The organism is Variovorax sp. P4_B10 (assembly GCF_056402375.1).
On record NZ_JBFUHN010000099.1, the window covers coordinates 1 to 20,994 of the forward strand.

The following is a 20,994-nucleotide window of genomic DNA, read 5'->3' on the forward strand; positions in this document are numbered from 1 at the left end:
GAACTACTACAACCAGCAGCGCTATCCGCGCGGCARCGGTTACTACCCGAGCAATGGGCCGAACTACTGATCGGCTGACCACGTAAAGAAGCGCGCCAACGGCGCGCTTCTTTTTGCGGGTCTGGCCGGATGAAACGATCAGGCTTGCGGCGCCTGCGCGGCCTCGCGCGCCTTCTCGGCCTTCGAAGCGCGCCAGGCGCCGAAGATCGCCAGCAGGCCCGGCACGAAGATCAGCGCCCAGATGATCTTGTCCAGGTGCTGGCGAACGAACGGCAAATTGCCGAAGAAGTAACCCGCGGTTGCAATGCCCAGCACCCAGATCAGCCCGCCCACCACGTTGAACATGGTGAACTTGGCGCGGCTCATTTCCGCAACGCCGGCCACGAACGGCGCGAAGGTGCGAATGAACGGCATGAAACGCGCAAGAATGATCGTGATGCCGCCGTAGCGCTCGTAGAAACTGTGGGCCTGGTCGAAGGCCTTGCGGTTGAAGAAGCGCGAGTTCTCCCACTGGAACACCTTCGGTCCGAAAAAACGGCCGATCGAATAGTTGCACTGGTCGCCCAGGATGGCCGCGGCAATCAGGATCGCGCAGGCCAGCGGAAAGCTCATGAGCCCCACGCCGCACAGCGCGCCGACGATGAAGAGCAGCGAGTCCCCGGGCAGGAACGGCATCACCACCGCACCGGTTTCGACAAAGACGATCAGGAAGAGCAGCGCATAGACCCAGGGGCCATAGGCGATGACAAAGGCCTCGAGGTGTTTGTCGACATGCAGGATGAAGTCGACGAGATAGCTGATGATTTCCATGGCCGCGGATTATCCTTGTTGACGTCCCCCGTCCTTTTCGAATTACCCCATGATTCAAATACGTGCAGCCCTCGCTGCGGACTGGCCCGCCATCTGGTCCGTCCTCGAACCGACCTTTCGCCGCGGCGACACCTACACCTTCGCCACCGATGTGACCGAAGACGAGGCACGCCATTTCTGGACGAAGGTGCCCACCGCCACCTTCATTGCGTGCGACGCGCAGGGCGCGGTACTCGGCACCTACGTCATCAAGCCCAACCAGCCGGGCCAGGGCTCGCATGTGAGCAACTGCGGCTACGTGGTGTCCGAGGCCGCACGCGGCCTGGGCGTGGCCTCGGCGCTGTGCGAACACTCGCAGCAGCAGGCGCTGCGCATGGGTTTTCTCGCGATGCAGTTCAACTTCGTCGTGTCCACCAACGAACGCGCGGTGCGGCTCTGGCAAAGGATGGGCTTCGCCATCGTCGGCACGCTGCCCGGCGCGTTCAGGCATCCGCAGCATGGTTTCGTGGACGCCTTTGTCATGTACAAGCAGTTGCAAAATTCCGTGAGCACCGGCACAACATGAAGAAGATCGATCCTCGGCTCCTGCAGGCCTTCGTGGCCGTCGCGCGCGAGGGCTCGGTCTCGCGTGGCGCGCAGCGCCTGTTTCTCACGCAGCCGGCGGTGAGCCTGCAGCTCAAGGAGCTCGGCGCGCTGGTTGAGCTGGAGTTGTTCCAGCGCACGCCCACGGGCCTCCTGCTCACACGCGACGGCGCGGCGCTGCTGAACCATGCGGAGCACGCACTCGAAGGCCTGAACGATTTCGCGGTGGCCGCGGACCGGCTCAAAGGCGGCGTGCGCGGGTCGCTGCGCATCGGCACCATCCTCGATCCGGAGTTCACGCGGCTCAGCCCGCTCCTGAAAGAGCTGGTCACGCTCGCGCCCGAACTGGAGACCGAGCTGCACCACGGCACCAGCGGCGAAGTGCTCGCCAAGCTCCTGAACAAGGAACTGGACATCGGCTTCTACCTGGGCGACCCCGATGCGAGCGACCTGCCGCAGGCCAGCTCGGCCGCACGGCGCACCGACGGCAAGACCTTTCACTCCGAGGTGCTGACCCGCTTCGCCTACCAGGTGATCGGCCCGAGCGGCTGGGCGCCGCAGGTGCTGGGGCGCGAATGGCCCGACCTGGCCTGCTTGCCGTGGGTGCTCGCGCCGCCGACCTCCTCGCATTCGCGCCTGCTGGCGCCCGTGCTGCAGGCGCACCGGCTGGTGCTGAAGAAGGCGGCGCAGGCCGACCAGGAAACCTCGATGCTCGCGCTGGTGCGCGCGGGCGTGGGAATTTCGCTGGCGCGCGACGCCGTGGCATTGCGCGCCAGCCAGCGCGACGGGCTGGTGATCGCCGACCGGGTGAGCATCGACTGCGACCTGCGCTTCGTCTGCCTCGCCGGGGCGCTCAAGCGCCCGGAAATGGCCTGCGCCTGGCAGGCCCTGTCGCGCGCATGGCGGCGCGCGTTCTGAGCGACTAGGTCCGGCGCTGCGCCATCGCGCTGAGCGCGGCATCCGGCCGCGCCGCACTGCGCACCGGCGCGGCCGCGACCTTGCGCCAGCGCTTGGGCATGCAGGCCAGCATCAGCGCTGCGAGCAATGCTGCGCTTCCCAGCGTGTACAGCCCGGCCGCGGAGCCTCCGTGGTGCTGCTCCACATAGGTCCTGAGGCTCGGCGCCACGAAGCCGCCGAGGTTGCCGATGGAGTTCACCAGCGCGATGCCCGTGGCAATGCCCAGCCCCGAGAGCCGCTCCGACAGGAAGGCATAGAAGATCGGCGTGCCCGACAGGTAGGTCGATGCACCGATCGACAGCACCGCGATCGCGAAGATCGGCGAGCCGTGCGCCGACAGGCAAACGCACACGCCGAAGATCGCGTACAGCGTTGCCACGGTGATGCGCCGCTGCTCATGGTGGCGGTCCGACCAGCGCGTGACGAAGTACACCGCGAACAGCGCCAGCACCCACGGAATGCTGGTGACGAAGCCCACCATGAGCCCGATCTTCTGGCCGAGGATCTGCGCCACCTGGCTCGGCAGGTAGAAGATCAGGCCGTAGGCCGCGATCTGCACGATGAAGAAATTCACCGCGAAGAACATCACCTTCGGATTGCGCAGCGTCTGCATCACCGTGTGCGGGCTGTCGACCGATTTCTCGGCCGCCTCCTGGTCGAGCACCACCTGCAGCGCGTTCTGCTGGGGCCGCGTGAGCCACGGGGCGGCATGCGGCCGGTCGACGATCACGAAGAACGCGACGATGCCCACCACCATCGCCATCGCGCCCTCGATCAGGAACATCCACTCCCATCCCTTCAGGCCGCCGATGCCGTGCATGTCGAGCAGCGCACCGGAGATCGGGCCGCCGACGACCAGCGCGCCCGCGAAGCCGAACAGCAGGATGCCGTTGGCCTGCGCCCGCACCTTTGCGGGAAACCAGTAGGTCAGCGTGAGCAGCACGCCCGGGTAGAAGCCCGCCTCCGCGATGCCCAGCAGGAAGCGCAGCACGTAGAACGACATCTCGCTGGTGGCGAACATCATGGCCGACGCCACGAGCCCCCAGGTCACCATGATCCGGCACAGCCAGATGCGCGGGCCGACGCGCGAGAGGATCACGTTGCTCGGCACCTCGAAGATCGCGTAGCTCACGAAGAAGATGCCCGCGCCGAGCGCAAAGGCGCTGTTGCTGATGCCGGTGTCGACCTGCAGCGCGCTCTTCGCGAAGCCGACGTTGACCCGGTCCAGGATCGACATGATGTACATGAGGATCAGCATTGGAAGAAGGCGCCAGCGCGCCTTGCGGATCGCGCCACTCACCAGGTCGCTGTACGGGCTCGTTGTCATTGTTGTTGTCTCCGGATGGTTGTTGTGTCTGTGCGGATAGGCCGGGCGGTCAGCCGCGCGCGACGGCGCCATGAACGGGGTTCGTGACCGCGCCCAGCCCGTCGATCTCGACCGTCACCACGTCGCCGCGCTTCAGGAAGCGCGGCGGCTCGAGCCCAAGGCCCACGCCTGCGGGTGTGCCGGTCAGGATCAGGTCGCCGGGCTCCAGCGTCATCGCACGCGACAGGTAGGCGACGAGGAACGCGACCGAAAAAATCATCTCGCGCGTGTTCGACGACTGCACCGCCTCCCCGTTGAYGCGGCAGCGGATGCCGAGTGACTGCACGTCGGCGATCTCGTCGCGCGTGACCAGCGTGGGCGCCAGCGGGCAGAAGCCGTCGAGCGACTTGCCGCGCACCCACTGCGCTTCGCCCAGCTGCACGTCGCGCGCGCTCACGTCGTTGGCCGCGACATAGCCGAAGACGTGCGAGAGGGCATCGGCTTCGCGCACCCCGCGCGCGCGGCGGCCGATGACGACGCCGAGCTCGGCCTCCCAGTCGACCTTCTCGGTGAAGCCCTCGGGCCAGGTGATCGGGTCGCCGTGCGCGGCCAGCGTGTTGCCGAACTTCGCGAAAATGACCGGCTTCTCGGGAATGGCAAGACCGGTCTCGATGCAGTGGTCGCGGTAGTTCGCGCCCACGCAGACGATGTTGCGCGGAACGAGCGGGGCCACGGGCTCCACGCTTGCGAGCGGCACGGCCGCGCCGTCATCGCGCCAGGCCGCGCCTTCCACGATCGCCTGCAGGCTCGGCGCATCGACCGGTTGCAGCGCGCCCTCCTTCACATAGCCCACGCGCAGGCCGTCCTGCGTTCGAACAGTCATCCACTTCATTACTCGACTCCGATGGTTGAAAAAATCTGGCCCTGTTGCGTCAGTGGTTGCGGCGCGGGATGCCCGCGGTCTGCGCGACGCGCTGGTACTTGGTGGCGGGCTTGAGCACCATCCCTTCCGAGAGGGTGTCCACCATGGCGCGCTGGATTTCCTGCCAGGGCGTCTGGCTCGCGGGAATCGGATAGCCGCCGCTCGCCTCGAGCGCACGCCCACGCGCCTGCAGCACCTCGTCGCTCACGAGCATGTTCACGGTGCGGTGCTTGAGATCGACCCGCACCGCGTCGCCGGTCTGCAGCAGCGCGAGGCCCGCGCCCGCGGCCGCCTCGGGCGAGGCGTTCAGGATCGAGGGCGACCCCGAGGTGCCCGACTGCCGCCCGTCGCCGATGCACGGCAGCGCCGACACGCCGCTCTTGAGCAGGTGCGCGGGCGCCCGCATGTTGACCACCTCGGACGAGCCCGGATGCCCGATGGGACCGACGCCGCGCATGAACAGGATGCAGCGCGCGTCGATGTCGAGCGACGGGTCCTCGATGCGGCGCTCGAAATCCTCGGGCCCGTCGAAGACGATGGCGCGTCCGACGAAGGCATCGGGGTCGCCCGGCGTGCTGAGGTAGCGCGCCCTGAACTCGTCGGAGATCACGCTGGTCTTCATGATCGCGCTGTCGAACAGGTTGCCCGACATGACGAGGAAGCCGGCGTTCTCCTTCAGCGCATTCCCGAAGGAGCGGATCACGTCGGCATCTTTCACCGGCGCGTCGGCGCAGTTGACGGCCAGGGTCTTGCCGTTGACGGTGAGCGCGTCTTCGCGGATGAGGCCGTGGCGATGCAGTTCCGCCACCACGGCCGGCACGCCGCCCGCCCGGTAGAACTCTTCGCCCAGGTACTTGCCGGCGGGCTGCATGTCGAGGATGAGCGGCACCTCGAGCCCGACCGTCTCCCAGTCCTGCACGCTCAGCTCAACGCCCGCGTGCTTCGCAACGGCGACCAGGTGGATCGGCGCATTGGTCGAGCCGCCGATGGCCGAGTTGACGACGATCGCGTTCTCGAAGGCCGAGCGCGTGAGGATGTCCGAKGGCTTCAGGTCCTCGCGCACCATCTCGACGATGCGGCGCCCCGTCTCGTAGGCTATCTGCCCGCGCTCGCGGTAGGGCGCCGGAATGGCGGCGCAGCCGGGCAGGCTCATGCCCAGGGCCTCGGCCAGCGCGTTCATCGTGGAGGCCGTGCCCATCACGTTGCAATGGCCGGCAGAGGGCACCGTGGAGGCGACCAGGTCGATGTAGCCGGGAAAGTCGATGCTGCCCTTGGCGAACAGCTCGCGCGCCTTGAACAGCGTGGTGCCGGTGCCGGTGCGCTGCCCCTCATGCCAGCCGTTGAGCATCGGCCCGCCCGACAGGATGATCGCGGGGATGTTGGCGGTGGCCGCGGCCATGAGCGCGGCGGGCGTGGTCTTGTCGCAGCCGGTGGTGAGCACAACGCCGTCGATCGGATAGCCCGTGAGGATCTCCACCAGCCCCAGGTACGCGAGGTTGCGGTCCAGCGCGGCGGTGGGGCGGCGGCCGTTCTCCTGGATCGGGTGCATCGGGAACTCCATCGCGATGCCGCCCATCTCGCGGATGCCGTCGCGCACGCGCTGCGCCAGTTCGCGGTGGTGGCGGTTGCAGGGCGTGAGGTCGGAGCCGCTCTGCGCGATGCCGATGATGGGTTTGCCGGACTGCAGTTCTTCGCGCGTGAGGCCGTAGTTCAGGTACCAGGCCAGGTGCAGGACCGAGAGTTCGCTGTGCTCGGGGTTGTTGAACCACGCGGCGGAGCGGAGGGGGCGGGTTGTTGTCATGGCGTCTCTGTTCAGTGGGGGTAAGCGGAAAGAGCGCGCGAGACGGCCCCTCGCGAGATGGCTTCGCCATCGCGATTCGTTCGGGTGTCTCCGGTGCGTTCTTGTGGTGCGGGCGCAAGCTTAGGCAAAGGCCTTCGCGGGCGCCAATGAGATCGGCTGAGGAACGGTATAAGCGCGCCAAATACACCGGGTGCCCCATGCAAGGCCGGGATTTGGGTCCCGCTTTTAGAATGCCCCGGTGAGCGCACTACCCTCCTCCATCCCCCCCACCCCACGCCGCCCCATCCGCGAGCTCCCCGACGAGCTGATCAGCCAGATCGCCGCCGGCGAAGTGGTCGAGCGGCCGGCTTCGGTGGTGCGCGAGCTGCTGGACAACGCCCTCGATGCAGGCGCGAGCCAGATCACGGTGCGGCTCGCCTCGGGCGGTGTGCGGCTGATCTCGGTCGAGGACGACGGCCTGGGCATTCCGCGCGAGGAACTCACGGTGGCGTTGCGCCGCCATGCGACCAGCAAGATCGCGAGCCTCAACGACCTCGAGACGGTCGGCACCATGGGCTTTCGCGGCGAGGCGCTCGCGGCGATCAATGCGATCGCCGAGCTCAGCATTCTTTCCCGCTTCACCGGCGCCGACAGCGCCTTTGCGCTCGACGGCCGCACCGGCGAGCTGCGGCCGGTGGCCCGCGCCGTCGGCACCACGGTCGAGGTGCGCGAGCTGTTCTTCGCGACGCCCGCGCGCCGCAAATTCCTGAAGACCGATGCCACCGAGCTGGCCCATTGCATCGAGGCCGTGCGCCGCCATGCACTGGCGCGGCCCGAGGTCGGCTTCTCGGTCTGGCACGACGGCAAGCTGGTCGAGCAGTGGCGCGCCGCCACCGCACGCGAGCAGCGGCTGGCCGACGCGCTGAGCGACGACTTCGTGGCGCAGAGCGTGGTCGTCGAGCATGTCGGCGGCGTGGTGCGCGTGGTCGGCCGTGCCGGCATCCCCGATGCGGCGCGTTCGCGCGGCGACCAGCAGTTCTTCTACGTCAATGGCCGCTTCGTGCGCGACAAGGTGTTGTCGCACGCGGTGCGCAGCGCCTACGAAGACGTGCTGCATGGCCAACGCCAGCCAATCTACGCGCTGTACCTCGAAATCGACCCCGCGCGGGTCGATGTGAACGTGCACCCGACCAAGATCGAGGTGCGCTTCCGCGATGGACGCGAGGTGCACCAGGCGGTGCGCCATGCCATCGAAGACGCGCTCGCAGCGCCGCGTGCCGGCGACGCCGTGGCACCGGCTGGCCCAGCCCAGCCCTTTTTCAAGGCAACTCCGCTGCCGGAGAGCGCAAGCTGGGCACAGCCAGCTATCAATTTCGTAGCGCGAGAGCGCGGCGCCGGCGATTTCGAGGCCATGTGGCCGCGGCGCACCGAAGAACTCGCGCACGTCCCGGACGCCACGCCGTCCCACTGGCCGCTGACCGGCGAGGCGCCATTGGCATTCCGGGCCCCCGTGGGGCTGCCCGCGAGCCCGGAAGACCCCGCGCCCGTTGCCACCAGCGAGGAAGCCTGGCCCCTGGGCCGTGCGCTGGCCCAGCTGCAAGGCATCTACATCCTGGCCGAGAACACCCAGGGCCTGGTGGTGGTCGACATGCACGCGGCCCACGAGCGCATCGTCTACGAGCGCCTCAAGACCCAGCTCGACGGCGCCGCCATCACGAGCCAGCCACTGCTGATCCCGGCCACCTTCGCGGCCACCCCGCAGGAAGTGGCCACGGCCGAGGCCTGCGCCGCGGTGCTGCCCACGCTGGGCCTCGAGATCACGCCCTTCTCGCCACGCACGCTCGCGGTGCGCGCCGTGCCCGGCACGCTGGCCGACGGCGACCCGGTCGAGCTGGCGCGCAGCGTTCTGGCCGAACTGGGGCAGCACGACGCCAGCACCGTGGTGCAGCGCGCCCAGAACGAATTGCTCTCCACCATGGCCTGCCATGGTGCCGTGCGGGCCAACCGCCGGCTCACCATCGACGAAATGAACGCACTGTTACGTCAGATGGAAGCCACCGAGCGTTCGGACCAGTGCAACCACGGCCGGCCCACCTGGCGCCAGCTGTCGATCCGAGAGCTCGACACGCTGTTCATGCGCGGTCGGTAGCCGAATCGACCCTTTTTTCAGGGTTTTCGAGGGTTTGGGAAGGTCATCCAAGGACCGGGCACGCACGTTGCATGGTCTCAGCAAAGCGCCGTTGAGCGCTGTTTCAGGGGGTTACCAGGGCGCAACGTCGGCGCGTCCCGGTGAAAGCGGATGAAACTTTCGGCCGGCATCGCTGTCCCTCAACCCCATGATGAAACGCTGGACCCTCCTCGCGTCTGTCTTTTCGCTGTGCGCCCTGCTGGCGGCCGGTTGCTCCACGCTCGACGCACAGCAGCGCGAATGGATCTTCCAGCCCAGCGACCGCAGCTGGGGTAACACGGCCACCATGACCGAAGGGATGCAGGACGTCTGGATCGACTTCCAGTCCTCCCTCTCCGGCGAACCCGCGCGCCTGCACGGCCTGTGGCTCGGCGGCGCCCCCGAAACCACCGACACGCCCGTGCTGCTGTACCTGCACGGCGCCCGCTACAACGTGGCCGGCTCGGCGCCGCGCATCCAGCGCATGCACGAACTGGGCTTTTCGGTGCTGGCCATCGACTACCGCGGCTTCGGCAAGAGCTCCAAGGGCCTGCCTTCGGAAGAATCGGCCCGCGAAGACGCCCGCGCCGCCTGGACCTGGCTCGCTGCACGCCATCCCCGGCAGCACCGCTACATCTTCGGCCACTCGCTCGGCGGCGCCATCGGCATCGACCTGGCCGCGCATGTGAACGACGAGAGCGGCACCATCGTCGAAAGCACCTTCACCTCGATCGCCGATGTGGTGAGCGGCTTCAAGTGGGGCTGGCTGCCTTTCGGCCCCTTCATCACCCAGCGCTTCGAGGCCATCAACACGGTCAAGGACATCGGCGCGCCGCTGCTGGTGGTGCATGGCACGGCCGACAGCCTGATCAACCCCACGCTGGGCCGCAAGCTCTACAACGCGGCCACCGTGCCCAAGCTGTTCGTGCTGGTCGAGGGTGGATCGCACCACAACACCAACTCGGTCGGCGAGACGCAGTACCGCGCGGCGCTGACGCAGCTGTTTCGCATGAAGCCCGACAGCATGATGGCGCACAACCAGCCCAAGCTGTCGCCGCCCGCGCCGACGCTGCCGCCCGCAATGGCGCCGCAGGACGTGCGCGGCGAGGCGCGCGCGAGCAGCGTGCCCGCGGCGATCTGAAGGTCCGCCGAGCCTGTCGAAGCGCCGCGCGAGGCTTCGACGAGCTCAGCCCGAACGGTGGTTCAAGCCAGATTGAAGGGCAACTGCCGCAAGGGCTTGCCCGTCAGCTGCGCGATGGCATTGGCGAACGCAGGCGCCAGCGGCGGCAGGCCGGGCTCCCCCATTCCCTTGGGCGCATCGGCGCTGGGCACGATGTGGACGTCGAACTCCGGCACCTGGGTGATGCGGGCCACGGTGAAGTCGCCGAAGTTGCCCTGCTGCACGACGCCGTCCTTCAACGTGATCGCGCTGCCGGCGAGGCACGTCGACAGCCCCATCACCGCCGCGCCCTGCACCTGCGCTTCCACGCTGCGCGGGTTGACGACCAGATTGCAGTGCACGCCGCTGGTCACGCGGTGCAGCACCGGCTGGCCGTCCTTGACCGAGGCCTCCACCACATAGGCCACCACCGACTCGAAGGACTCGTGCACGGCCACGCCCCAGGCACGGCCGTCCGCCAATTTCTTCTTGCCGTAGCCGCTCTTGTCCACGGCCAGTTGCAGCGCGGCGCGATGGCGCGGGTGCTTGTCGCCGAAGAGCTGCATGCGATAGGCCACCGGGTCCTGCTTGGTGCTGCGGGCGATCTCGTCGATCAGCGTCTCCATCACGAAGGCGGTGTGGGTGGAGCCCACGCTGCGCCACCACAGCACCGGCACGTTGACCTGTGGGTGGTGCACCGTCAGGCGCATCGGCACCGGGTACGGGTCGCGCATACCCTCCACCGCCGTGGCGTCGATGCCGTCCTTCACCATCATGCCGGCGAACACCGTGCCTGCGGTGATGGACTGGCCCACGATGACGTGGTCCCACGCGAGGATCTTGCCGCGCTCGTCGAAGCCGATGCGCGCTCGGTGCAGGTGCATGGGCCGGTAGTAGCCGCCCTTGATGTCGTCCTCGCGGCTCCACAGCAGGCGCACGGGTGCGTCGAGGCCTGCGGTGCGTGCGGCCTTGGCGATCTCACAGGCCTCGACCACGAAATCGCTCGAGCCCACGAAGCGCCGGCCGAAGCCGCCGCCCGCCATCTGCACGTTCACCTTCACCTTCGCGGGGTCGAGCTTCAGCGTGCGCGCCGCGGCCTGGCCGTCGAGGTCGGCGGACTGGGTGCCGACCCACAGCTCGGCGCGGCCGTCCGACAGCTTCACGGTGCAGTTCAGCGGCTCCATCGGCGCGTGCGCCAGGTAGGGGAACACGAACTCGGCCTCGAGCTTGCGCGGCGCATTGGCCAGCGGCGCCATGTCGGCGTCGAACTTGCGGTTGCCGGGGCGGCCGGCCAGCTCGCGGTACTGGGCCAGCTGTTTGTCGCTGTCCACCTTTTCCGCGGCGGCCGTGTCCCACTGCAGCTTCAGCGCATCGCGGCCCAGCTTGGCTGGCCAGTAGCCGTCGGCCACCACGGCCACGCCTTCGGCACCGCGGTCCAGCGGAATGCGCAGCACGGCCTTCACGCCCTTGACGGCGCGCGCGGCGCTGTCGTCCACCGATGTCAGGCGCGCGCCGAACACGGGCGAATGGGCCACCACCGCCGTGAGCTGGCCCGGCTGCCGCACATCGATGCCGAAGTCCTGTCGTCCGCTGCTCTTGGCACGTGCATCGAGGCGCGTGGTCGCGCGGCCGATGATGCGGAAGTTCTTCGGGTCCTTCAGCACGACCTTTTCGGGCACCGGCAGTGCCATGGCCGCTTCAGCCAATTCGCCATAGCCCAGCTTGCGGCCACCCGGGCCGATCACCGTGCCGGCCTGCGTGCGCAGCGTGGCCACGTCGACCTTCCAGCGCGCCGCCGCGGCCGACAGCAGCATGGCCCGGGCGCGCGCGCCCAGTTCGCGGTACTGCGTGAAGCTGTTCTTGATGGTGTTGGAGCCGCCGGTCAGGTGGATGCCGAAAAGCGGGTCGGCGTAGGCGGCATCGTTGGTGCCGCTGCGGCTGCGCACCAGGGCCCAGTCGGCGTCCAGTTCCTCGGCCAGGATCATCGGCAGGCCGGTCTGCACGCCCTGGCCGAACTCGAGGCGGTTGATGGTCACCGTGACTTCGCCGTTGGGCGCGATCTGCACGAAGGCCGAGGGCTGCTGCGTCGGCTTGAGGCCGCCGGCCGCGGGCGCTGCGCCATCGGCCTGCGCCATGGCGAGATGGGGAAAGGCGCCGAGCACGAGGCCGCCGGCGCCCGCCATCTTCAGGAAGCTGCGGCGGGGCAGCGTGGCCGCCTCGTCGGTGTCGCCGGTCGAGGGCTGGGCCATCAGGCGCTGCAGCGCGCGCGGCAGTTCGTTGTAGTCGATGTTGGGCAGCATGGTGGCGGCTCCTTAGGCGAGGTTGCGGGCCGCATCGGCCACGGCGGCGCGAATGCGCACATAGGTGCCACATCGGCAGATGTTGCCGGCCATGGCCGAATCGATCTCGTCCACGCTGGGCTGCTTGCCCTTGGGCAGCGACTTCAGGAACGCGGTCGCGCTCATGATCTGGCCGCTCTGGCAGTAGCCGCACTGCGCAACGTCGTGCTTGACCCACGCGGCATGCACGGCCGCGCCGACGCGGTCGCTGCCGTCGGTGGCGGCTTCGATGGTGACGATCTTCTTGCCCTCTGCGGCGGAAATCGGCGTGATGCACGAACGGATCGCCTGGCCATCGAGGTGCACGGTGCAGGCACCGCACAGCGCGGCGCCGCAGCCGAACTTGGTGCCGGTCATGCCCAGCGTGTCGCGCAGGGCCCAGAGGATGGGGGTGCCGGGATCGGCATCGACCGTGTGGTCACGGCCATTGACGTGGAGCGCACTCATGTTCTTTTTCTCCGTGGGTGGGTTGGATGGAATCTGATTACTTGGCGCCGTCGAGCAGCCACTGCGCGAGTGCCTGCAGGTCGGCATCGGGAACCTGGGCCTGCGGCGGCATCGGCATCGCGCCCCACTTGCCCGAGCTGCCGGCCTTGATGCTCGCGGCGAGCTGGGCGGCCGTGCCCTTGCCGTCGCCGTATTTCGCGCCAATGTCCTTCCACGACGGTCCCACCACCTTGGTGGCGGGCTGGTGGCATGCAACGCACGAATACTTCTGCGCCAGCGCCAGGCTCGCGGCGGCGTGCAGGGGCCACATGGCGCCTGCGCCGAGGCCCAGGACCAGGGCAAGGGAGGCGACGAGGGAACGCGGCTGGTTTCGCGGGGAGTGGGTCGTTTCTGTTTTCATCGTGGCATCGTGGGAAAAAGAGTTGTCTGATTCGACGGATGGCCCTCGGTGCATGACACCGCAGGCACGCCGGCACATCGCGGGCCAGTGTCGGGCGAAGACCTGCTTGCCGTTTGCCCAATCCGCGCGTGTTCTTGCCTGAAACAACGAGACTGCGCCGTAAACGCGCGGCACACGAAACGCGCCAGCTAGACTTTTTCCTTGGCGTCATTCGAAAGGATTCAGATGGAAGCGGCACAGCCGGCAAAGCAGGAAGGATCGGGCGTCCTGGGCGACCTGACCCGGGCGGTCGCGCGCATTGCGCAGAGCGACGGCGACTACCTCACCGCCATTCCCGAGCTCTCCGTGCACCGCCGCAGCGCCACGACCGATCCGATGCATTGCCTCTACGGCTTCGGCGTCGGCATCACCGTGAGCGGACAGAAGCGGGTGGCGCTCGGCGAGGAGGTGTTCGACTATTCGGCGGGCCAATCGCTGCTGACCACGGCCGACCTGCCCGTCGTGACGCACATCACCCACGCGAGCGCCGCGCAGCCCTTCATGGGCCTCATGCTGCGGCTCGACTCGCGCACCGTGGTGCAGACGGCTGCCGAAATGGCCCTGCCCCAGCCGGGAAAGGACTCCAGCTACCGCGCCATGTCGCTTGGCAATCTCGACCCGACGCTGCTCGGCGCGGTGACGCGGCTCGTCGCGCTGCTCGACGAGCCCCGGCTGTTGCCGCAGCTCGCGCCGCTGCTGCAGCGCGAAATCCTCGTGCGGCTGCTCGCCGGGCGCCATGGCCCGCAACTGCAGCGCCTTGTAGCGGTCGGCTCGCCGAGCCAGCAGGTGGTGCAGAGCATGGCCTGGCTCAAGATGAATTTCACGCAGCCCGTGCTCGCGGACGAGCTGGCCGCCTCCGTGCACATGAGCCCTTCGACCTTCAGGCAGCACTTCCGTGCCGTGGCGGGCATGAGCCCGATGCAATACCTCAAGCAGTTGCGCCTGCAGGAGGCGCGGCAGCTGATGCTGAACCAGGGCATCGACGCCGGCACCGCGGGCGTGCGCGTGGGCTACGAGAGCGCCTCGCAGTTCAGCCGCGAATACGCACGCCTGTTCGGCGCGCCGCCGCTGCGCGACATCCGGCGGATGCGCGAAACGACCTGAATCACCGGGGCCATCCGCGCCCCTCCCGCCGACGGCGCGTGCCATTTGCTACCCTCGGCGCACCATGTTTCCCAGTTCCGCATCGGCCGCCGAGGCCGCTCCTCTGGCATCGCTTGCCGCTGCGCCTTCCGGCTTGCCACGCTACGTGGCGCTCGCCGGCCCCACCGCTTCGGGCAAGACGGCCGCCGCATTGGCGCTCGCGCGCCTGCAACCGGTCGAAATCGTCTCGGTCGATTCCGCGCTGGTCTACCGCGGCATGGACATCGGCACGGCCAAGCCCAGCGCGGCCGAGCAGGCGGCCGTGCCGCATCACCTGATCGACATCCTCGATGCGCGCGAGAGCTACAGCGCCGCCGCCTTCGTGGCCGATGCGACGCGGCTCATCGATGAGATCCGCGCGCGCGGCGCGCTGCCGTTGCTGGTGGGCGGCACGATGCTGTATTTCAAGGCGCTGTTCGACGGCATCGATGCGATGCCCGCAGCCGACGCCGCGGTGCGCGCACGCATCGACGCGCAAGCCGCCGAACTGGGCTGGCCCGCGATGCACGCACGGCTCGCCGAGGTTGATCCAGTCACCGCCGCGCGTCTCGCGCCACAAGACAGYCAGCGCATCCAGCGCGCCCTTGAAGTGTGGGAGAGCAGCGGCCAGCCGCTGTCCAGCTTTCATGCGAGCGACAACAAGACCGCCAAGGCCGTGGACGGCGGCGTGCTCTTCTCGCTCGAACCGACCGACCGCGCCTGGCTCCATGCGCGCATCGCCGACCGCTTCGACGCGATGCTCGCAGCCGGTTTTCTCGACGAGGCGAAGGCGTTGCGCGCACGCGGCGATCTCTCGACCGATCTGCCTTCGATGCGCTGCGTGGGCTACCGGCAGGCGTGGGAGATGCTCGACGCCTGCGGCACCTCGACGCCCGATGCCAAGGCCATGAATGACCTGCGCGAACGCGGCATTGCCGCCACGCGCCAGCTCGCCAAGCGGCAGATCACCTGGCTGCGCAGCATGCCCACGCGCACCGTGATCGCCTGCGACGCGCCCGACGCGGTGCAAACCGCCGTTCAACTGATGGCCAAGACCACCCACCCCGGATGACGCTGCGCATTTCCAACCTCGGCAAGCACTACGGCGAAGCGCCGGTCTTCGAGAACGTGACGCTCGGCGTCGAACCGGGCGAGTTCGTCGCCATCGTGGGCGAATCGGGCGTCGGCAAGTCGACGCTGCTCAACTGCATGGCCGGGCTCGACAGCTGGGACCAGGGCACGGTGACGCATGACGGCACCGACATCGGCGCGCTCGATGGCGAAGCCTGCGCCCTCTGGCGCCGCAAGCATGTGGGCTTCGTGTTCCAGGCCTTCCATGTGCTGCCGCACCTCGACGTGGCGCAGAACGTGTCGCTGCCGCTGATGCTGCTGGGTCAGCAGAAGGACGAGGGCCGCGTTGCGCACATGCTCGAAGCGGTGGGCCTGCCGGGCATGGGTGCGCGGCTGCCGCAGACGCTCTCGGGCGGTCAGCTGCAGCGCGTGGCGATTGCGCGGGCGCTGGTGCACCGGCCCGCCCTGCTGCTGGCCGACGAGCCCACGGGCAACCTCGACCCGACCACCGCGGCGAAGGTGATGGAGCTGCTGATCGGCCAGACGCGCGAGCACGGCGCCTCGCTGGTGCTGGTGACGCACTCCGAGAGCGCGGCGGCCCGGGCGGACCGCCTGCTGCATCTCACCGCCGAAGGAATACGCGTCTGACCTGAATGCCGGGGCCTCAACAGGCTCGCTCGTCGATCGCGCGCCGGACCTTCTCCAGCACACCGCGCAGAGACTCCAGCTCGACCGATCCAAGTGCCAGGCGGATGGCATGCGGCACCTGGGTGGACGTTGCGAACGGCTCGGCCGTCGACACCGAGATCCGATCGCGCATGAGTGCGGCGGCAACCTGGTCGGCACGGACCTCTTCGGCCAGGGAAAGCCAGACAAAGTAAGACGCCGGATGGCGGACGCACCGCAGTCCGGCGAGAACGTCGCCGGCAATCGCTTGCCGGGCCGCCGCGTCCCGGCGCTTCTCCGACTCGAGGCGGGTGACCGTGCCGTCGTCGAGCCAGCCGCACGCGATCGCCGTCATCACGCCGGGGGTGTTCCAGGTGGTGGCACGGATCGCCCGCTCCATCTTGGGCACCCATTCGGCCGGTGCCGCGACAAATCCGACGCGCAGCCCGGTCGCAACACTCTTGGAGAGCCCCGAAACGTAGACGGTCGACTCCGGGGCCAACGCGGCCAAGGGGGCCGGTGGATCCTCGGCGAGGAAGGCGTAGGCCGCATCCTCGATGATGAGCAACCCGTGCCGGCGGGCAATCGAAACCAGTTGCCGCCGCCGGCTCGCGCTCATCACCCACCCGAGCGGGTTGTGCAATGTCGGCATCACGTAGACGGCCCGCACCCGCCGACTCTTGCACAACCGTTCCAGCGCGTCCAGGTCGGGGCCGTGTCCGGCCGCCGGAATCGGCGCCAGCTCCAGGCGATGCGCCTCGGCAAGCACCTTGAACCCCGGATAGGTCAGTGCGTCGGCCGCGACCACGTCACCCGGCTGCAGCAGCGCCATGGCGGTCGTAGCCAACCCATGCTGGGCGCCACTCACGATCATCACCTGGTCCGCACTCACGGCGAGACCCCGGGCCGCGAGATGGCGAGCCACGGTCGCGCGCTCGTGCGGGCGACCTCCGTGCGGCTGGTAGCGCAACAGGGCCTCCAGGTCGCTGGAGGCGGCGAGCTGGCGCAAGCCCGCTCGCAGCAACTCGGCCTGGCCCGGCAACGACGGATAGTTGAAATTCAGGTCCACCATGCCCGACGCCACGACGTGCTGGTCGATTCCCAGGCTGCGGGGAAGGGTGCTCTCCCTGACAAAGGTGCCGCGGCCGGTCTCGCCGCTGACCAGCCCCATGGCTTCGAGCTCCGCATAGACACGGCTGGCGGTGACGAGGGCGATGCCCTCCCAGGCCGCGAGTTTCCGGTGGGTCGGCAGGCGCGTGCCCGGTGGCAGGCTGCCCGCGCGAATTTGCGCGGCGAGCGCATCGACCAACTGCTTGTACCGAGCCTGAGCCATGCCGCAATGTATCCATGACAATTTTTTGATTGTATTGCTCGTCGTCTCTACGATCACCTATTGCCATCTCAACCGGTACGGAGAAACCGCCACCATGCACATCGCCATCCTCACCTTCGAAGGCTTCAACGAGCTCGACTCGCTCATCGCGCTCGGCATCCTCAACCGCATCAAGACACCGGGCTGGCGGGTATCGATCGCCAGTCCGGCCGCGCGTGTCCGATCGATGAACGGCGTGGTGCTCGAAGCGCAGGCCTCGCTTCGCGAAGCCAGTGCCGCCGATGCGGTCATCGTCGGCAGTGGCGCGCAGACGCGGGAGGTCGTCGCCGATGCGGCGTTGATGGCGCAATTGCAGCTCGATCCCTCCCGGCAACTGCTGGGCGCGCAGTGCTCCGGCGCGCTCGTTCTGGCAAAGCTGGGGCTGCTCGACGGTGTCCCGGCGTGCACGGACCTGACGACCAAGCCCTGGGTCGAAGCAGCCGGCGTCTCTGTGCTGAACCAGCCTTTCGTTGCCAGGGGCAACGTGGCAACCGCGGGCGGCTGCCTGGCATCGCAGTATCTGGCCGCCTGGGTCATTGCCCGCCTGGTGGGCCTCGAGGCGGCCCGGAGCGCGATGCACTACGTCGCCCCCGTGGGAGAAAAGGAAGACTACGTCTCGCGCGCGATGCGGAACATCACGCCTTTCCTGGAAGCAGCGCCCGCCGCTGCGTGAGGTCCGACGCCCGTGGCATCGCTGCACAGGCGCGTCACGGCGTGGCGCACCACGCTAGGCGAGCAGCGCCGCATAGCGCGACAGATCGACGTTGCCGCCGCTGATCACGATGCCCACGCGCTGGCCGGCGATGGCCTTGCCTGCCGCGATGGCGCCCGCGAAGGCAAGGCAACCGGTCGGCTCCACCACCATCTTCATGCGCTCGGCGAAGAAGCGCATGGCCTCGACGAGCTGCGCGTCGGTCACGGTGAAGATGTCGTCCACGTCGCGTCGGATGATGGCGAAGGTGTACGCGCCCAGGTGCTGCGTCTGCGCGCCGTCGGCGATGGTCTTCGGCGTTTCGATGTGCACGATCTTCCCGGCACGGAACGATTGCTGCCCGTCGTTGCCCGCCTCGGGCTCCACGCCGTAGACCTTGCAATCGGGCGCCAGCGCACGCGCCGACAACGCCGAGCCCGACAGCAGGCCGCCGCCGCCCAGGCAAACGAAGAGGTGGTCGAGCGGCCCCGTTTCCTCGATCAGCTCCTTCACCGCCGTGCCCTGCCCCGTCAGCACATCCGGATGGTCGTAGGGCGGAATCATCGTCATGCCGCGCTCCTGCGCGAGCCGCTTCGTCAGCGCCTCGCGGTCTTCGGTGAAGCGGTCGTACATCACCACCTCGGCGCCGTAGCCTTGCGTGGCCGCAACCTTGGCGGCCGGGGCATCCTTGGGCATGACGATCACGGCCGGCATCGACAACAGCCGCGCCGACAGCGCAATGGCCTGCGCGTGGTTGCCCGAAGAAAACGCGATCACGCCGCCCTTGCGTTGCGCCGCATCGAACTTCGAGAGCGCATTGAAGGCGCCGCGGAACTTGAACGCACCCATGCGCTGGAAGTTCTCGCACTTGAAAAAGAACTGCGCGCCCCAGCGCTCGTCGGCGGTGGTCGAACGCAGCACGGGCGTACGGTGGGCATGGCCCTCGAGCCGCGCGGCCGCGGCAGTGACGTCGTCGTAGGTGGGTAGTTGCATGGGTCGAGCTTAGCCCTCTGAAATTATTTGAAGATTTAATTATTGGGTGCGCTTCTTATCAAATCGCCAACGCGGGAATCGCCGCCTTGTCCTTTCGCCGCTGCGTGAAGTATTTGTCTTGGCAGTAGTGGATCTTGTCGCACTTGGCCGGATGCGGAATGCCTTCGTAGAGGAAGACCTCCGTGTCTGCTCGCCCACACGTCGTTTTGCGCCATGCGGCATTTTTCTTTTTCGTTCATTGCCTGGCTCTTGTCGACGTGCCTCTTGGCGTGGATTGCAGCATGTTCTTGGCGCTTTGGTCGCCGGTTTCACGGCATCGTCGCCCATCAGGGCCCGCCCATCACCGGCCTCTGTTGCTGGTTCGCTTGCGCTGCAGTCTGTGCCTGAGATTGGGCGAGATCATTCGCGCGCTGCTGGTCGAACTGCTGCACTTCCTGCATGGTCTGCTGCACGCTGGGCGCGGGCTGCGTGACGTCGACGGTGGTGCCGAGGCTGAACAATGAGTTGGAAAGAAAGTGAAGCTTTCCTTCCCTGCCCACTACATGGCCCAGATCATCGGGCCGCTTGATGCCTGACTTGTAGCAGGCTGCCGTTACATGCGAGAGCAACTCCGGAGCCGTGCGTTCTGGAAGCCCTTCTTTGAGGGTGTTGTACAACGCATGCTGTGGATGGCTCGGGTCGCTGAAATTGCGCAGAAGCGGGCTTGCATTCACCACGGCAGTTGCAGATATCTGCTTGTCGTGCGCGGCAGCATCCGAGTGTTGCYGGCTGTCGTGGCCTTGCGCGACCTGCTGCGTCGTCTCCCTCCGATCCCTCTCATCGCGCCGCTCCAGGCCGTCTTGCCTGCGCTGCTCGGCCATGCGCGCCACTTGCTCCCGCATCTCGGCCAATTCGGCCTGTGCCGCAGCCGCCTCGGCTTGTGCCGCCGCAATGGCTGCCGCAGCACCTTGAGGGTTCGAGCGCACCGGGGCAGCCACTGAAGCATGGGCCGTCGGCGAGTGCATCGCCTCGGCGGAAGCGGCCGGCCGCGCGGGGCTGACATGATCCTGTGCCACAGGCGCCACCACTTGTGCTCCTCGGATTGGCGCCGGCGCCTGCACTTCGGGTGCGGATGACACGGACTGTTTCTGCACTGGCGCCTGCTCCAGCAGATGCCCTGGCGTACGCTCATGCGCGCGCTCCACCGAAGGCTGGGGCGTCCTTTGAGGGCTCGGCTCGTTCCTGAACCGCTCCCTGTCCTGCGCCTGCGCAATCCCCAAGCCACGCATCAGGTCTTGCTCCTGCGCCCGGTGCATTCGGTGCAACTGGCTGCCTTTGGCTTGGTGGGTTGCATCGAGCTTGCCCACCGGCTGCAATGAGCCCGCAGAAATCTGCTCGGGCTCGTCGCGGCGCTTGTGCGCCTCGGCGAAGCTCATGCCGCCCGGCGTGGGCACGATGCGCGATTCATGCGTGGTGATGCGCTCGATCTGCTGAGGTGTCGGATGGCCGTTCGCGGGCTGCGGTTGTACAGGCGTCTGCTGGCGCGCGGCATTGGGTTCCTCGCGCCCATGGCCTTGGGCGGCGTGGGCGGCGGCTTCCGACCTTGATGCCAGTGTGTTCTGCTGCTGCCCGTGCGGCGTCGTTTGCTGGGGCGCTTGTTGCTGCTGCATCTCCTGGAACTTCTGCTCCACCAAGGCCGCCCCATACTGGCGGTTGGTCTGCACGTGGCCTTGATGTTCCTTGTCCAGCCGTGCCAGCTCTTCTCCCTTGGCGGTCAGTGTCCGGGGGACGTAGTCGTTGCCCTCGAGACCAGACATTTCCACATAGTCGGTGCGGGTGAACGCGCCTTGGGGGCTCCGCTCCCAGGTCTGGCCGGTGGCCGGGTCTTTCACATGGATTTCGCTGGGCAAGCGCAAGAGCTGTGTCACGGATTCGGGCACGGGTCTGTCATCCCGCGCAAAGCCTCTGCCGACGTAGTCGGTCATGTAGGCCTTGGCGAGGTTTTCCGAATAGTGCGCATTGGCATCGCGGCGCACCGCCGAAATCTGATCGAGCTGCTTGCTCAGGGCCGGGCCGGCGTGTTCCTGATGCGTCTGAACGGCACCAAAGTCTCCCGCGGGGATGGCAGTGCCGTAGGGCCCCTGGTCGGTGACCTCGGTCACCCAGCCGTCTTTGGTCAGGCGATAGTCGCT

General features: G+C 67.8%; 17 protein-coding genes and 1 pseudogene. 8 read left to right on the forward strand and 10 right to left on the reverse strand.

Annotated features, from left to right (window positions below; translation table 11 throughout):
- Positions 1-138: 138 nt before the first annotated feature.
- Positions 139-810 carry a DedA family protein gene (locus tag AC1DXX_RS29640; RefSeq protein ID WP_478137779.1) on the reverse strand — a complete coding sequence of 224 codons (672 nt, stop codon included), beginning with the start codon at positions 808-810 and terminating at the stop codon, positions 139-141.
- 49 nt (positions 811-859) lie between these two features.
- Between AC1DXX_RS29640 and AC1DXX_RS29645 the strand changes: the two genes are divergently transcribed.
- Entirely contained in the window at positions 860-1,375 is a 516-nt protein-coding gene (locus tag AC1DXX_RS29645; protein WP_478137780.1) for an N-acetyltransferase family protein, read from the forward strand.
- On the forward strand, positions 1,372-2,310 hold the full coding sequence (locus tag AC1DXX_RS29650) for a LysR family transcriptional regulator (RefSeq protein ID WP_478137781.1): 939 nt from the start codon (positions 1,372-1,374) through the stop codon (positions 2,308-2,310). The genes AC1DXX_RS29645 and AC1DXX_RS29650 overlap by 4 nt, the downstream gene beginning before the upstream one ends.
- Positions 2,311-2,314: 4 nt before the next feature.
- Here AC1DXX_RS29650 and AC1DXX_RS29655 read toward each other — a convergent pair whose 3' ends face one another.
- From AC1DXX_RS29655 to AC1DXX_RS29665, 3 genes are read right to left on the reverse strand one after another with little or no spacing between them, the layout of a single operon-like run.
- Complete coding sequence (locus AC1DXX_RS29655) at positions 2,315-3,676, reverse strand: MFS transporter (protein WP_478137782.1); 1,362 nt, start codon at positions 3,674-3,676, stop codon at positions 2,315-2,317.
- Between the two features lie 49 nt (positions 3,677-3,725).
- Entirely contained in the window at positions 3,726-4,547 is an 822-nt protein-coding gene (locus AC1DXX_RS29660; protein WP_478137783.1) for a fumarylacetoacetate hydrolase family protein, read from the reverse strand.
- Between the two features lie 40 nt (positions 4,548-4,587).
- Complete coding sequence (locus AC1DXX_RS29665; RefSeq protein WP_478137784.1) at positions 4,588-6,378, reverse strand: IlvD/Edd family dehydratase; 1,791 nt, start codon at positions 6,376-6,378, stop codon at positions 4,588-4,590.
- Between the two features lie 238 nt (positions 6,379-6,616).
- On the opposite strand from AC1DXX_RS29665, the gene mutL reads away from it, so the two are divergent.
- Together mutL and AC1DXX_RS29675 are read left to right on the forward strand one after the other, a co-directional pair.
- Entirely contained in the window at positions 6,617-8,506 is a 1,890-nt protein-coding gene (gene mutL, locus AC1DXX_RS29670) for a DNA mismatch repair endonuclease MutL (RefSeq protein WP_478137785.1), read from the forward strand.
- Between the two features lie 190 nt (positions 8,507-8,696).
- Positions 8,697-9,665 (forward strand): alpha/beta hydrolase, encoded by a 969-nt coding sequence (locus tag AC1DXX_RS29675; protein WP_478137795.1) that lies wholly within the window; start codon positions 8,697-8,699, stop codon positions 9,663-9,665.
- A 62-nt stretch (positions 9,666-9,727) separates the two neighbouring features.
- On the opposite strand, the gene AC1DXX_RS29680 is transcribed toward AC1DXX_RS29675, so the two are convergent.
- The 3 genes from AC1DXX_RS29680 to AC1DXX_RS29690 are packed head-to-tail and all read right to left on the reverse strand — an operon-like array spanning position 9,728 to position 12,869.
- Positions 9,728-11,983, reverse strand: a complete 2,256-nt coding sequence (locus AC1DXX_RS29680) for a xanthine dehydrogenase family protein molybdopterin-binding subunit (RefSeq protein WP_478137786.1) — start codon at positions 11,981-11,983, stop codon at positions 9,728-9,730.
- Between the two features lie 12 nt (positions 11,984-11,995).
- The gene (locus AC1DXX_RS29685) at positions 11,996-12,469 is read right to left on the reverse strand and encodes a (2Fe-2S)-binding protein (protein ID WP_478137787.1); all 474 of its coding nucleotides are present in this window, start codon (positions 12,467-12,469) and stop codon (positions 11,996-11,998) included.
- 37 nt (positions 12,470-12,506) lie between these two features.
- Positions 12,507-12,869 (reverse strand): c-type cytochrome, encoded by a 363-nt coding sequence (locus AC1DXX_RS29690; RefSeq protein WP_478137788.1) that lies wholly within the window; start codon positions 12,867-12,869, stop codon positions 12,507-12,509.
- A gap of 201 nt (positions 12,870-13,070) precedes the next feature.
- Between AC1DXX_RS29690 and AC1DXX_RS29695 the strand changes: the two genes are divergently transcribed.
- The 3 genes from AC1DXX_RS29695 (at position 13,071) to AC1DXX_RS29705 (ending at position 15,749) form a co-directional block, all read left to right on the forward strand.
- Entirely contained in the window at positions 13,071-14,012 is a 942-nt protein-coding gene (locus tag AC1DXX_RS29695; RefSeq protein WP_478137789.1) for an AraC family transcriptional regulator, read from the forward strand.
- Between the two features lie 64 nt (positions 14,013-14,076).
- Positions 14,077-15,102 carry a tRNA (adenosine(37)-N6)-dimethylallyltransferase MiaA gene (miaA, locus tag AC1DXX_RS29700; RefSeq protein ID WP_478137790.1) on the forward strand — a complete coding sequence of 342 codons (1,026 nt, stop codon included), beginning with the start codon at positions 14,077-14,079 and terminating at the stop codon, positions 15,100-15,102.
- Positions 15,099-15,749 (forward strand): ABC transporter ATP-binding protein, encoded by a 651-nt coding sequence (locus tag AC1DXX_RS29705; RefSeq protein ID WP_478137791.1) that lies wholly within the window; start codon positions 15,099-15,101, stop codon positions 15,747-15,749. Before miaA ends, AC1DXX_RS29705 begins: the two co-directional genes overlap by 4 nt.
- A 16-nt stretch (positions 15,750-15,765) precedes the next feature.
- On the opposite strand, the gene AC1DXX_RS29710 is transcribed toward AC1DXX_RS29705, so the two are convergent.
- On the reverse strand, positions 15,766-17,100 hold the full coding sequence (locus AC1DXX_RS29710; RefSeq protein WP_478137792.1) for an aminotransferase-like domain-containing protein: 1,335 nt from the start codon (positions 17,098-17,100) through the stop codon (positions 15,766-15,768).
- A gap of 94 nt (positions 17,101-17,194) precedes the next feature.
- Here AC1DXX_RS29710 and AC1DXX_RS29715 point away from each other — a divergent pair, with 94 nt between their 5' ends.
- Positions 17,195-17,812, forward strand: a complete 618-nt coding sequence (locus tag AC1DXX_RS29715) for a DJ-1/PfpI family protein (RefSeq protein WP_478137793.1) — start codon at positions 17,195-17,197, stop codon at positions 17,810-17,812.
- A gap of 54 nt (positions 17,813-17,866) precedes the next feature.
- Here AC1DXX_RS29715 and AC1DXX_RS29720 read toward each other — a convergent pair whose 3' ends face one another.
- Both AC1DXX_RS29720 and AC1DXX_RS29725 read right to left on the reverse strand, forming a co-directional pair.
- Entirely contained in the window at positions 17,867-18,823 is a 957-nt protein-coding gene (locus tag AC1DXX_RS29720) for a threo-3-hydroxy-L-aspartate ammonia-lyase (RefSeq protein ID WP_478137794.1), read from the reverse strand.
- A 326-nt stretch (positions 18,824-19,149) separates the two neighbouring features.
- Positions 19,150-20,994 (reverse strand): annotated as a pseudogene (locus tag AC1DXX_RS29725) (hypothetical protein); the annotation flags it as partial.

Coding starts and splice junctions, on each gene's coding strand:
- AC1DXX_RS29640 (WP_478137779.1), bottom strand. CDS start 810: ATGGAAATCATCAGCTATCTCGTCGACTTCATCCTGCATGTCGACAAA.
- AC1DXX_RS29645 (WP_478137780.1), top strand. CDS start 860: ATGATTCAAATACGTGCAGCCCTCGCTGCGGACTGGCCCGCCATCTGG.
- AC1DXX_RS29650 (WP_478137781.1), top strand. CDS start 1,372: ATGAAGAAGATCGATCCTCGGCTCCTGCAGGCCTTCGTGGCCGTCGCG.
- AC1DXX_RS29655 (WP_478137782.1), bottom strand. CDS start 3,676: ATGACAACGAGCCCGTACAGCGACCTGGTGAGTGGCGCGATCCGCAAG.
- AC1DXX_RS29675 (WP_478137795.1), top strand. CDS start 8,697: ATGAAACGCTGGACCCTCCTCGCGTCTGTCTTTTCGCTGTGCGCCCTG.
- AC1DXX_RS29680 (WP_478137786.1), bottom strand. CDS start 11,983: ATGCTGCCCAACATCGACTACAACGAACTGCCGCGCGCGCTGCAGCGC.
- AC1DXX_RS29685 (WP_478137787.1), bottom strand. CDS start 12,469: ATGAGTGCGCTCCACGTCAATGGCCGTGACCACACGGTCGATGCCGAT.
- AC1DXX_RS29690 (WP_478137788.1), bottom strand. CDS start 12,869: ATGAAAACAGAAACGACCCACTCCCCGCGAAACCAGCCGCGTTCCCTC.
- AC1DXX_RS29705 (WP_478137791.1), top strand. CDS start 15,099: ATGACGCTGCGCATTTCCAACCTCGGCAAGCACTACGGCGAAGCGCCG.
- AC1DXX_RS29710 (WP_478137792.1), bottom strand. CDS start 17,100: ATGGCTCAGGCTCGGTACAAGCAGTTGGTCGATGCGCTCGCCGCGCAA.
- AC1DXX_RS29715 (WP_478137793.1), top strand. CDS start 17,195: ATGCACATCGCCATCCTCACCTTCGAAGGCTTCAACGAGCTCGACTCG.
- AC1DXX_RS29720 (WP_478137794.1), bottom strand. CDS start 18,823: ATGCAACTACCCACCTACGACGACGTCACTGCCGCGGCCGCGCGGCTC.